This window comes from Alicyclobacillus mali NBRC 102425, assembly GCF_001570745.1.
GTDB classification, from domain to species: Bacteria; Bacillota; Bacilli; order Alicyclobacillales; family Alicyclobacillaceae; genus Alicyclobacillus; species Alicyclobacillus mali.
Map to the genome: position 1 here is coordinate 1 of NZ_BCSG01000054.1, position 11400 is coordinate 11400.

14 protein-coding genes and 1 pseudogene are annotated in these 11400 nt (G+C 60.9%); 13 read left to right on the plus strand and 2 right to left on the minus strand.

Going from position 1 to position 11400, the window contains the following annotated elements:
- From AMA01_RS12870 to AMA01_RS12890, 5 genes are all read left to right on the plus strand, one after another.
- On the plus strand, window positions 1-696 hold a 696-nt coding region (locus AMA01_RS12870), incomplete at its 5' end, for an ABC transporter substrate-binding protein (RefSeq protein WP_231862960.1).
- Between the two features lie 63 nt (window positions 697-759).
- Window positions 760-1716, plus strand: coding sequence for an ABC transporter permease (locus AMA01_RS12875; protein WP_067851598.1), 957 nt, complete (start codon window positions 760-762; stop codon window positions 1714-1716).
- A complete protein-coding gene (locus AMA01_RS12880; RefSeq protein ID WP_082744193.1) occupies window positions 1713-2603 on the plus strand; it encodes an ABC transporter permease in 891 nt (296 codons plus the stop codon). The genes AMA01_RS12875 and AMA01_RS12880 overlap by 4 nt, the downstream gene beginning before the upstream one ends.
- A 108-nt stretch (window positions 2604-2711) precedes the next feature.
- The gene (locus AMA01_RS12885) at window positions 2712-3089 is read left to right on the plus strand and encodes a DUF2508 family protein (protein WP_067851600.1); all 378 of its coding nucleotides are present in this window, start codon (window positions 2712-2714) and stop codon (window positions 3087-3089) included.
- Window positions 3090-3107: 18 nt separating this feature from the next.
- A complete protein-coding gene (locus AMA01_RS12890) occupies window positions 3108-3377 on the plus strand; it encodes a pro-sigmaK processing inhibitor BofA family protein (RefSeq protein WP_067851602.1) in 270 nt (89 codons plus the stop codon).
- Here the strand turns inward: AMA01_RS12890 and AMA01_RS12895 are convergent.
- Complete coding sequence (locus AMA01_RS12895; protein WP_067851604.1) at window positions 3360-5054, minus strand: putative polysaccharide biosynthesis protein; 1695 nt, start codon at window positions 5052-5054, stop codon at window positions 3360-3362. The two genes, AMA01_RS12890 and AMA01_RS12895, sit on opposite strands and share 18 nt — an antisense overlap.
- A 213-nt stretch (window positions 5055-5267) precedes the next feature.
- Between AMA01_RS12895 and AMA01_RS12900 the strand changes: the two genes are divergently transcribed.
- From AMA01_RS12900 to rsmI, 8 genes and pseudogenes are all read left to right on the plus strand, one after another.
- On the plus strand, window positions 5268-5489 hold the full coding sequence (locus AMA01_RS12900; protein ID WP_067851606.1) for a sigma factor G inhibitor Gin: 222 nt from the start codon (window positions 5268-5270) through the stop codon (window positions 5487-5489).
- 309 nt (window positions 5490-5798) lie between these two features.
- Window positions 5799-7190 (plus strand): aminotransferase class I/II-fold pyridoxal phosphate-dependent enzyme, encoded by a 1392-nt coding sequence (locus AMA01_RS12905; RefSeq protein ID WP_156468461.1) that lies wholly within the window; start codon window positions 5799-5801, stop codon window positions 7188-7190.
- Entirely contained in the window at window positions 7183-7824 is a 642-nt protein-coding gene (tmk, locus tag AMA01_RS12910) for a dTMP kinase (RefSeq protein ID WP_067851610.1), read from the plus strand. The genes AMA01_RS12905 and tmk overlap by 8 nt, the downstream gene beginning before the upstream one ends.
- Before the next feature lie 16 nt (window positions 7825-7840).
- Window positions 7841-8170 (plus strand): cyclic-di-AMP receptor, encoded by a 330-nt coding sequence (locus tag AMA01_RS12915; protein ID WP_008337998.1) that lies wholly within the window; start codon window positions 7841-7843, stop codon window positions 8168-8170.
- Window positions 8171-8193: 23 nt separating this feature from the next.
- Window positions 8194-9132: a hypothetical protein gene (locus tag AMA01_RS12920; RefSeq protein WP_067851612.1), complete on the plus strand. Its 939-nt coding sequence runs from the start codon at window positions 8194-8196 to the stop codon at window positions 9130-9132.
- A pseudogene (locus AMA01_RS12925) lies at window positions 9126-9761 on the plus strand (PSP1 domain-containing protein); the annotation flags it as partial. The gene AMA01_RS12920 and the pseudogene AMA01_RS12925, both read left to right, overlap by 7 nt.
- Before the next feature lie 42 nt (window positions 9762-9803).
- The gene (locus tag AMA01_RS12930) at window positions 9804-10109 is read left to right on the plus strand and encodes an initiation-control protein YabA (RefSeq protein ID WP_008338013.1); all 306 of its coding nucleotides are present in this window, start codon (window positions 9804-9806) and stop codon (window positions 10107-10109) included.
- A gap of 81 nt (window positions 10110-10190) precedes the next feature.
- Window positions 10191-11063, plus strand: coding sequence for a 16S rRNA (cytidine(1402)-2'-O)-methyltransferase (rsmI, locus tag AMA01_RS12935; RefSeq protein WP_067851615.1), 873 nt, complete (start codon window positions 10191-10193; stop codon window positions 11061-11063).
- 68 nt (window positions 11064-11131) lie between these two features.
- Here rsmI and AMA01_RS12940 read toward each other — a convergent pair whose 3' ends face one another.
- Window positions 11132-11374 carry an AbrB/MazE/SpoVT family DNA-binding domain-containing protein gene (locus AMA01_RS12940; protein ID WP_012809578.1) on the minus strand — a complete coding sequence of 81 codons (243 nt, stop codon included), beginning with the start codon at window positions 11372-11374 and terminating at the stop codon, window positions 11132-11134.
- Window positions 11375-11400: the final 26 nt, after the last annotated feature.

Consider the following 11400-nt stretch of genomic DNA (forward strand, 5'->3'; position numbering starts at 1 on the left):
TCAAACGTGTCACAACCTCCGTTCAACAACAAATATCTGAGGCTGGCTGTGGATGCGGCCATCAATCGCTCGTTACTGGTGAACGTGGCGCTGAAAGGAGAGGCGACTCCTGCGTGGGGGCCGTTCAGCCCTGAATCTCCGGTGTTCAATCGCGCTTTGGACCTTCCGCCTGCACCGAACACTCAGCTCGTGGAAAAGTACTTGAAGGAAGCTGGGGATCCAAACGGTTTTAGCTTTACACTCCAAACGGCCAACAACCCAGTTTCGACTGAAATCGCACAAATCGTGCAAAGCATGCTGCAGCCATACCACATCCAGATGAATATCGAGCAGCTGGAGTTTGGAACATTGCTCGCGAATAACACCGACCACGACTTTCAGGCATCGGCCTTAGGATGGTCGGGACGTATTGATCCAGATAACAATGCCTATCAGTTCTGGCACACAGGCGGGGCGCAGAATGGTTCGAATTTTAGCGACCCTACAGCAGATAAGCTGCTCGATGAAGCCCGTGAGGCGTTGTCCATGACGCAGCGAAAAGTCTACTACGATTCATTTGTTCAAGAACTGCACCGTCAGGCTCCCTATATTTTTCTCTACTTTCCTAACAACACGTACGCCTTCTCAAAGCAATTACATGGATTTCAAGTATATCCAGATGGCGTCTTTCGCCTTTACTCCATGTGGATTTCCTAACACGTAACATCCTGATGGGCCTCTGCACAGACGGCGCAGAGGCCCAGTGAGAAGGTGAAACGAGTGCGATATGTCATTCAGCGGCTCATCACAACAATACCTGTGTTGTTTTTCCTGAGCATTATGGTTTTTAGTTTCATTCATCTCATTCCAGGCAACCCAGCGGAAATCCTCCTTGGGCAGGATGCAACGCCTCAGGCCGTCCACGCCTTGGATGCACAGATGGGTCTGAATAGACCTCTTCTCATGCAATATCTCGGGTGGTTGTCAAACCTATTGCGCGGCAATCTTGGTACCTCCCTCGTGGATCACGAGTCCGTGTCGCAGCTCATCCTTCAGCGTCTGCCTGTAACCGTAGAGCTGGCGGTAGGCACGATGGTCGTCGCAATTCTCATCGCATTCCCTCTGGGTATCGCGGCGGCGGTCATGCGGGGGCGTGTTTCAGAATTTGTGGCAATGTTTGCGGCGACCATTGGCATCTCAGTGCCTCCTTTCTGGCTTGGCATCTTATTTTTGTTATTGTTTACGGTGAAATTTCATTTGGTGACGAACTCTCTCTACGTTCCGATCTGGCAAAGCCCGTTGAAGAATCTGGAATGCATGCTTCTCCCATGTATTGCGACGGGCATCAGAGAGGCCGCGGTGCTCTTGCGCATGCTGCGTTCCAGCCTGACGGACGCACTTGGGGAGGACTTTGTGAGGACAGCTTGGGCAAAAGGACTCAGGGGGAGTGCGGTAACTTTGAGACATGCGCTTCCCAACGCGCTCGTTCCCGTGTTAACTGCCAGCGGACTGCAAATTGCAGGACTGTTGGGGGGATTAGTCATCACGGAGCAGGTATTCTCCTTGCCGGGGTTCGGGCAACTTTTGGTTCAAAGTGTCTTCAGTCGAGATTACACTACTGTGCAAGGCACAGCGCTGGTCGCTGCACTCATTGTCATCATTGTGAACTTGCTCATCGATCTCATGTACAGTCGGATCGATCCGCGCATTCGTACGGACGGGGGGATGGAAGCATGAGTCTCGTACCCGAGCCCCATTTGTCGCCCGTGGAGCAAACGTCCGCACCGGCGCGGAATCTGCCGCCAAGGAGGCTTCGGCTCGCGAACCCATCGCTCGTGATTGGCAGTATCCTGGTGTTTTTCATTCTTGGTGTTACGTTGTTGGCTCCCTATATTTCTCCGTATGGTCCAAATCAAGTTAATTACAGCGCGGTTCTTCAGGCGCCATCGGCGCATCATTGGTTTGGAACTGATCAACTCGGGCGAGATCAATTGGCCCGAATTCTCTTCGGGGCCCGCACGTCCATGGAAGTCAGCGTGGGATCGCTCGTGGTGGGTGCAGGGATTGGCGTGCCAGTCGGACTGATTGCAGGGTATTACAGAGGATTTCTTGATACTTGGATTATCATGCGTATCATTGACGCGATTCAGGCCTTTCCCTTTCTCATCCTGGCGCTTGTGCTCGCTGCGATGCTCGGCCCAGGATCTCGGAATGCCATGATTGCAATAGGAATCGGTCTCGTGCCCACATTTGCACGGACCGCGCGAGCACAAATGCTTCAAGAACTCGGGAAGGATTATATCGACGCGGCACGAGTCGCCGGATGCACCCATGCGCGAATTATCTTTCGCCATATTCTTCCTAATGCGCTGACGCCCATCATTGTTCAGGCTACGCTCGCCATGGCCTCAAGCATTGTGGCTGAAGCAAGCCTTGAGTATTTGGGGTTAGGGGTCCAACCTCCCACCGCGAGCTGGGGCTCAATGTTGCAATCTGCCCAGGGTTATCTCCAATTGGCGCCTTGGCTTGTGGTATTTCCGGGTCTGGCACTTGTGCTAAGTGTGGTCTCCTTCAATCTCCTCGGCGATGGTATCCAGCGCTGGCTCAACCGTAAGATATCCTGAGCCTGTTGCAAGGCATGCGCACACGTCCCCATACGCGCATTTCTGTAGTCATATTCCGCGTCCCTCTCGCCTATGATGTATTAACTTGGACAAGGGAGGGACCGGAGCGTGACGCCAACGGACCCCAAATCGTCCCCGCAGACCTCCACGGCACACACGATTTTGCCTTGGACGCGAAAGCGATCCGGCGCTTCTGTGTTGCCTGACGTAGCTCGCCATGCATCAGCCGAACAGCACCCGCTTGATCAGCAGGCCATGGACAGGCAGCGGTTTCTTCGCGAAGTCCTGAAGAGTTGGCGCGAGTTGGAGATCGCCAGGCGCCAGTTTGAGAGCGTCTCAGATCCGCTTCTCATCGATCACGTCGTGTTTCGCATGAGCGCCGCCGAGCGCCAACTCAATTACCTCTTTCGACTCGCGCGAGAGTGTGGAATCTCGTTCGACGGCCCCGAATTTGACTGGACCTCCGACGAGTGGCGCGTCGAATGACGCCGAGGAGGGTCGTCCATGCATGTCTCGTCCGTATGGCTGTGGTGCGGCGCCGTCGTACTTGGCGCTTTGATTCTGAGCCAGTTTTTCCAAAAGCCAAGTCGGGCGCTCCTCTGGATGCTGCGCAGCCTGTTAGTGGGTTGTGTGCTGCTCGCCGCCTTCGACATCATCGGCCGTTCCTTCGACTTGCACTTGCCCATTAACCCCATCACCGTGCTTGCGTCCGGCTTTCTTGGACTGCCGGGGCTCGCCGCGCTCGTCGTGCTTCACTTATGGGTACTTGCGTAGCCGCTCCGTGCCAGGCCGCCGGGGCGGCTTTCGCAATCTGCGCGCCATCTTGCCCAGATATTTGCCAACGCCCGGCACGCTGCGGAATTCTTCCTCGGTCATCGCGCCGGATCGCGCCACGAGCAGCAGGTAGACGAGCGCACCGACGCCCCCCGCCACCAACAGTTCGATCACGGCAGCCAATCGTCCCTCGACGCTGTGCCCTGCGTGCATCACGCGGCTGAGTCCGTAGTCCACGCCGAACATCGCGACGGCTGCCACGAGCGCCGAACGGAAAAAGGGCCGCATGAGGCGGCGCAGCGAGAAGCGCACCTGGCCGTACTTGCGCACAGCGGCCACGTTGAGAAGGGAGGAGACGATGTATCCGAAGGTCGTGGCAAGGGCTGCGCCAAGCGCGTTGTGCAAGCTCAAAATCAGGGCGAAGTTGAGGACGGTTTTGATGCCGAGGCCGAGGAACATATTCCGCACCGGGCGGTACATCTTCCCGAGACCCTGCAGCACGTAGGTGGAAATGAGCTCCATGCTCGCGAAGATGCTCATGAACGAAACCGTCGAGATGATGTCCGATCCGGCCGTCGTCCCGAACAAAGCCAGGTTGATGGGGCGGCTCAGGACGAGAAGGGCGGCCGACGTGGGAAAGCTCATGAGGAACATCGTTCGCAGGGTGAACGTGATATTCATCTGCAGGTCCGCCTGGCTTCGCTTCTCCTTGGCCGCCGAGACGCTCGGCAACACCGATACGCCGATGGCGTATGCGAATGACATCGGCAACATGACGAGGTACATCGCTTGGCGTGTCAGGATGCCGTAGTTGGCGACGGCTTGGGCATAGCTCTCGCCGCTCGCCTGGAGAAGATTCGTCACTGTCCACGAATCCACCAGGTTGGCAATGGGAACGACCAGCCCTCCCAGGCTGACGGGCAGCGCGATGCGATACACCATGCGCAAAATCTGTCCGCTTCGAAACGGGCTCTCGTCGTAGCCCAGCGGGCGTTCCTGCCTGCGAATTGGAATGGCGAAAGCCACGAGCAAAACGAGACCCGCGAGACCGCCCACAAATCCTCCGAAGGTCGCCGCAGCAGCGCCGTATACCGCGCGGTTGCGGTGCCACACGTCCACCACGAGATAAGCACCCACAACCATGGCGATGACGCGGAACAACTGCTCAAAGGTCTGCGAATACGCAGGCCCTTCGAGGCGCTGAAAGCCCTGCAGATAGCCTCGCAGCCCGCTCATCGCGGGGATGACAATCAACATGAGGGAAACAGCTCGTAAACTTGGCACGTTCTGTTCGACGGATGCCGCGCTGTCTTTGAGCGATACCATGTGAGCAAACGCCGGCGCTCCAAGCCACATGATGGCGAAAGCGCAGACGCTGAAGATCGTGAGGGAGCGCATGGTCACCCGGTATATGTGTTCCACAACCGCGCGTTCTCCGCGCGCTCTGCGTTCAGCGATGAGCTTCCCCATGGCGAGCGGGAAGCCCGCCGTCGCGAGTTGCTGAAGGATATTGTAAACGGCATATGCATTTCCGTAGATGCCGTTGCCTGTCGGTCCGATGATTGCGGTCACGGGAATGACCCAGACCAGCCCCAACACTTTTGCCAGGGCCACGCAGATCACATAGAGAGAGGTTCCGCGAGCCAGCTTGGCCGTACCCGATGCGGGCGAGTTCACCTCTCCACCTCCATTTCGAAGAGATTATAGCACGGACCTACACCGGAAGCCCGATCTGCATGGTCCTCGACACCGCGCGAGTCGCGCGACATACGTTGGGAGTGACCCGTGTCAAACGCGTGGAACAGCCATGGCGTATGCGAAGGCGTATTTCGTGCAAGAATGGACATGTGCCGGGCGACAACATGGCCTCTCTGAGAAGGTGATGGTGCGATGAGAGAGATGGCATATCTTGAAGAACTTTGGGGCGCGGCTTGTCCGTCGGACAGTTGCATGATCTGCGGCCGCACTGGACAAGAGGGCATGCGAGTGTGCGGGCAACTCATCTGTCACGCGTGTGAGCGCGAGATCGTTCAGACGGATGTCGAGGACGAGGCCTACCGCCGCTATGTGGAGCGGATGAAGCTGATTTGGCTCTCGGCTTTGTCGCTGTAGACGTGAGTTTTTGCCTCTGGGGAGGCGAGGGCGCATCGCCATAGCGGTGCGCCCTTCTCGTCGTGCGCCCGGCGTCTCGAAGTCTGGAGCGTTTCGCGGTCGGCCGGGGAGCCGTGGTACAATGAAGTCAACATCCTTCATGCATGGGCACGAAAAGGAGCGTTGAAACGGGTTGAACAAATTGATGTGGCCGCTCTTCGGCGTGTTGTATACCCTCGTCAGCGCGATGGCACTCGGTTGGCTTGTTCGGCACGAGGTTCGCAGGAGAGCCGACCTGTTTCGCCGCGGAGGTTCAGGCGAGTGACAATCATGAGCGAACGGGGTGCCGTTGAGACGCCCATCCTGGATCGCCTGATGCATCACGCGGCGCGAGAGCGAGCCTCCTTTCACGTGCCGGGACATCACGGCAGGTACCTGCCTCAGCCTCTGTCCGCGTGGCTGGGGCAGGCTATGAAGCTCGACCTGACGGAGCTGCCGGGGCTCGACAACTTCCACAGCGCAAGCGACTGCATCGCCGCATCCGAGGACCTTTGCGCGCGTCACTACGGCGCATATCGAACGTATTACTCCGTGAACGGCGCCACGGCATGTGTCATGGCTGCGCTCAAGGGCGCGTGCTCCGCGCCTGGGGGCCGGGTCATCCTGCTCGGCCCTTGCCACATGAGCGTCTGGCGGGGGCTCGTGTACGCCGACGCTGCGCCCGTCTTTGTGCCGAGTCCGTGGAATGCGGCGCGTCAGGCGTTCGATCCGCCCTCGCCCGCTTTGCTCGAGTCGGTGCTCCGCCGGTGTGCAGACGTGCGGGCGGTGTTCGTGACAAGTCCCACCTATCCAGGCTTTGTGGCGGACGTGCCCGGCCTTGCCGAAGTGGCGCATCGCCACGGGGCGCTCCTTCTTGTGGACGAGGCGCACGGGGCGCATTTCGGGCTTGATGGGCGCCTGCCTCCTCACAGCGTGGCGCAGGGAGCGGACGTGGTCATCCAGAGCCCGCACAAGACGCTGCCCTGCCTGACGCAGGCGGCGTGGGTGCACGTTTCGCGCCCGGAGCTCGCGGACGCGGTTCACGAGGCGCTCCTGTTTCTCCACACCACCAGTCCGTCCTACCTGCTCCTGGCCGCTCTCGATGCCGCCCAGGCTTTTCTGCGATCCGGCCGAGACCTGGTCCGGGAGACGCTGGACCGGCTGCAGGCGTACCGCGTCTTTGAACCCGACGCCGATCCGATGCGGCTCTGGATTCCGACGGCATCCAAGGCGCGGAGCGCTCAACTGGCGGCGCGGCTGGAAGCTGAGGGCATGTTCCTCGAATCATGGGACGCCTCGGGCGCGCTGGCCGTGTTCGGCTTTGGGCAGACGGATCGAGACGTGGCACGCTTCTTCGAGGCGTATCGGGCATGGCGTGAAGAGGTGGGCGAGATGGAGCGCGAAAATGGCTGGCTCGGCGCTCGCCTGTACGAGGCGCCTGCGGAAATGGCGGTTCGGCCCAGCGATATCGACCGGGTGCCCGGGCGGCGCGTGCCGCTGATCGAGGCCGTGGGGCGCATCGCCAAGCGGCCCATCTCGCCCTACCCACCGGGCGTACCCGCCATCTGGCCAGGACAAGTCATCTCCGAACATCAGGCAGAGCTTCTCGCCCGCCTGTGGCAGGATGGTCACGACGTCGTCGGGATGGGCGCAGACGGGACAATCGAGGTGTGCGATGCATAAGGGGCTCCTCATCACGTTTGAAGGCATCGACGGCGCGGGCAAGACCACGCAACTTCTCCGGCTCGCATCCTGGCTTGAGGCGCAAGGACTTCCCGTGGTGGTGACCCGGGAGCCGGGTGGTACGCGCATTGGCGACGCTGTCCGCGCCATTCTGCTCGATCCGCGCCATCAGGAGATGGAGCCGCGCACCGAAGCGCTCCTCTACGCCGCGTCGCGGGCGCAGCACGTGGAGGAGCTTATCAGGCCCGCCCTGGCGCGGGGCGAAATTGTCCTTTGCGACAGGTTCGTGGACGCCTCCATCGCCTATCAGGGCGCGGGACTTGGCCTGGGCGAGGCGTGGGTCGAGGCGCTGAACGAGTACGCCCTCGGCGGCCTGCGCCCCGACTTGACGCTCTGGTTCGATCTCGACTGGTCCAGCGCGCGATCGCGTCTTCGGACGCGCGCGGAGGGTGGTGGACTCGACCGAATTGAGCGGCGGGGTGAGGCGTTTTTCGAGCGCGTCATGGACGCGTTCGAGCGTCTGTGGCGCGCGGCGCCGGAGGTGCGCAAGCGGATCGACGCGGCGAGATCGCCCGAGGACATCGAGCAGGAGATCCGGGCGCTGGTATGGAATCTCATCCAACAACACTTGTAGAGGTGGGTGAGCCCACATGAAGCTCGTGATCGCCGTGGTTCAGGATAAAGACAGCAACAAGCTGGCGCAGAACCTCGTCAAGGAGGATATCCGCGCGACGAAGCTGGCGTCGACAGGCGGCTTTTTGCACGCGGGCAACACGACGTTTCTCATCGGCGTGGAAGACCATCTGGTGGACCGCGTGATGCAGATCATCCAGCGGTCCTGCAAGGCGCGCGAGCAGGTGGTGGCCCCGATGTCGCCGATGGGGGCGAGTATGGAGTCGTACATTCCCTATCCGGTGAACGTGCAGGTGGGTGGCGCGACGGTATTCGTGCTCGACATCGAGCGGTTCGAGCAGTTCTAAAGTTTGGAAAGGCGGTCGACGGCTTGGAAGCGTCTAAAGCGAATGGCCGCCTGGATGAGGCGGTTGGGCTGCCGGATGCCCTCCTGAAAAGGCTCCGTGCGGGCGAACTCTGGCACGCGGTGCTGTTGGTGGGCGAGTCGAGCCAGGTCGAGAGGGCGTCGAGGTGGCTCGCCCAAGCGCTGCTCTGCGAGGCGCCGCGAGCGGATGCGCCGTGCGGGCGATGCCGAAGTTGTGCGCAGTTTTCGGCCGGATCGCACCCGGACTTCTGGGCGTCGGGAGACGAAGGGCTCAAGGCGGGCGACGTGGAGGCGCTGCAGGCGTGGCTTGCGACGAAAGGCCATGGGACGCGCAAGGTGTACGTGCTCCGCGGCGCCGACGAGATGACCCCCGTCGCGGCCAACCGCATGCTCAAGACCCTCGAGGAGCCCGCGCCGGAGACGTACGCGATTTTGACCGCGCAGAGCCGTCAGAAAGTGCTTTCCACGCTCCGATCCCGCTCGTTCACCTGTCTCCTTTCCGCCTCGCCTCCTTTTCTATCCACGGACCCGACGTCCATCGCCGTGGTGACGCGCGCCACAAGCGCGGAAGATCCTTCGTTTGCCGGGCTCATGGAGCGGGTGATAGAATGGACGCAGACGTGGCAGAGCGGTGGCGCAACGCCATGGGAGCTGGCCGCGTCTTGGCAGTCGATTGCAAAGGATGTCCCCGCGGAAGACGGCCTTCTGCTCCTCGCCGAGTGGCTCCGCGAGCTCATGCGAGTGCGCGCGGGCGGCCAAGCGGAGCGCTTTGGGGCGTGGGAAGAGGCCGTGAGGCGCATTGCTCCCATTCTCGAGGTGGAGCAGTATGCGGCGTGTGTTCAGGCGGTGATGGAGGCGAGATTGCGCCTTCAGTCGCACGTCGCTTGGCTGCTCAACCTTGAGCAGATGTGCGTCCGTTTGCGGGAGGTTACAACCTCATGGTGACGATAGTCGGCGTGCGCTTCAAACCGGCCGGGAAGATTTATTATTTCGATCCCGGCGATCTTCCGATAGAAAAAGGCGCGGACGTGATCGTCGAGACCACGCGCGGAATTGAGTGCGGGCGCGTGGTGGTGGGGCCGAAACAGGTGGCGGAGGATGACGTCGTCCTGCCCCTTAAAGAGGTCATGCGGATCGCCACGGACGCGGACCGGGCGGTGGTGGAGGAGAATCGCCGGCGCGCCAAGCAGGCGATGGGGGTGTTTCGCGAGAAGGTGGCGAAGCACGGCCTGGAGATGAAGCTCGTGGACGCGGAGTACACGTTCGACCGGAACAAGCTCATCTTCTACTTCACCGCCGACGGGCGCGTGGATTTTCGCGAACTGGTGAAAGATTTGGCCAGCGTGTTCCGCGTGCGGATCGAGCTCCGGCAGATTGGCGTGCGGGACGAGGCGAAGATCCTCGGCGGAATTGGCCCGTGCGGGCGCCTGTTGTGTTGTTCCACCTGGATGGGCGAGTTCGATCCCGTCTCCATCCGGATGGCGAAGGATCAGAGCCTGTCGCTCAATCCGTCCAAAATCTCGGGCCTGTGCGGCCGCCTGATGTGTTGCTTGAAGTTCGAGAACGACGCATACCACGACCAGGACGCGATGGCGTAAAGAGGTTGGTGTCCAGACATGGACAAACAATCGCTGTTTGTGCAGGTTGCGAATTTGGAGGCGCGCATCGGCGAGCTGTACGAAGAGCTCGGATCGCTCAAACACCAGATTCAGGAGCTCATCGAGGAGAATCAGCGACTGCGGCGAGAAAACGAACATTATCAGGCGCTGACGATGGGAAAGGGCCTTGCGGAGTCGGGCTCGGCGCAGGAGAACCTGCGCCGCATTTATCGAGAAGGATTTCACATCTGCAACGTCAAATATGGGAGCCTGCGCACAGACGGGGAATGTCTGTTTTGTCTGGCGTTCATCGAACGCGCTTGACGGCAAGGGCCCGTTCGGCGCGCCTGCGGGCGCGATCGAGCGGGCTTTTTTCGCAGGATGCAGCATGGAGGAGAAAAGGCGTTGGGAGAACAGGTGAAACCCGAGGGCGGATGTCTGTACGTCTGCAGCACGCCCATCGGCAACTTGCGCGACGTCTCGCTGCGGCTGTTGGACGTGCTCCGCGAGGTGGACATCATCCTGTGCGAGGACACGCGGCAGACCCGGAAGCTCCTCAGCCGCTACGAGATCCCGGGTGGCGACAGGCTTGTGAGCTTTCACGAACACAATGAGGGGGCGCGGGCCGAGTGGCTGGGAGAGCGGCTGCGAGAGGGGCGGCGCGTGGCGCTCGTCAGCGACGCAGGCACGCCGCTCATCTCGGATCCTGGCGATTCGGCCGTCGCCGCCGCACTCGAGGCCGGCGTGCCCATTGTGCCGGTGCCCGGCCCGAGCGCCTTCCTGGCCGCGCTGATGGCGAGCGGGCTGCCCGCCACGCCGTTTGTGTACCTTGGCTTTCCCCCGCGATCGCGCTCGGAGTTCGCGCGCTTTCTGGCGCCGTATCGCCAGCTTCCGGCCACCCTCGTGATGTACGAGGCGCCGCACCGCGTGGCGAACCTGCTTCACTGGCTCGTCGAGGAACTCGGGGATCGGCCGGCGGTGCTGGCGAAGGAAATCACGAAGTTGCACGAGTCGTTCTGGCGCGGCACGCTTCAGGAGCTCGAGCGCCGGTTGGCGGCGGAGGGGGCGCGCGGAGAGTACGTGGTCGTGATCGACAACCGCGGCGCGCAGGACGACGCTGGCGCGCATGAGAGCGAGGAGGCGCGCTTAGCGGAAGCGGTGCGCGAAGTGGAACGGCTGATGGAAGAAGGCCACTCACACAAGGAAGCGGTCAAGCGGGCGAGCGAAGCGCATGGCGTCAAGCGGCGGGAGCTGTACAACCGCACGCTCGGCGGATGAGCCGCCGAGAAACGAAACAAGCCGCAGCGCAAATCTCTTTGCCGCTGCGGCCTCACCTTATCGACGATTTACGCGTGCTGCATCTCGGCGATGCAGGACGGGCAGATGTTCTTGCCCTTGAAGTGGATGATCTCGTCCGCCTGACCGCAGAAGATGCAGGCCGGCTCGTACTTCTTGAGAATGATGCGATCTCCATCGACGTAGATTTCGAGCGCATCCTTCTCGCCGATGCCGAGCGTGCGGCGCAACTCGATGGGAATGACGACGCGACCGAGTTCGTCCACCTTGCGGACAATACCTGTAGACTTCACTGTACCATCCCCGTTTCTTAAAATGA

What these genes read in the sequence shown, in the direction of transcription:
- AMA01_RS12905 (WP_156468461.1), top strand. Translation starts at nt 5,799, where the DNA reads ATGAGCGAACGGGGTGCCGTTGAGACGCCCATCCTGGATCGCCTGATG.
- AMA01_RS12915 (WP_008337998.1), top strand. Translation starts at nt 7,841, where the DNA reads ATGAAGCTCGTGATCGCCGTGGTTCAGGATAAAGACAGCAACAAGCTG.
- AMA01_RS12880 (WP_082744193.1), top strand. Translation starts at nt 1,713, where the DNA reads ATGAGTCTCGTACCCGAGCCCCATTTGTCGCCCGTGGAGCAAACGTCC.
- AMA01_RS12930 (WP_008338013.1), top strand. Translation starts at nt 9,804, where the DNA reads ATGGACAAACAATCGCTGTTTGTGCAGGTTGCGAATTTGGAGGCGCGC.
- tmk (WP_067851610.1), top strand. Translation starts at nt 7,183, where the DNA reads ATGCATAAGGGGCTCCTCATCACGTTTGAAGGCATCGACGGCGCGGGC.
- AMA01_RS12900 (WP_067851606.1), top strand. Translation starts at nt 5,268, where the DNA reads ATGAGAGAGATGGCATATCTTGAAGAACTTTGGGGCGCGGCTTGTCCG.
- AMA01_RS12890 (WP_067851602.1), top strand. Translation starts at nt 3,108, where the DNA reads ATGCATGTCTCGTCCGTATGGCTGTGGTGCGGCGCCGTCGTACTTGGC.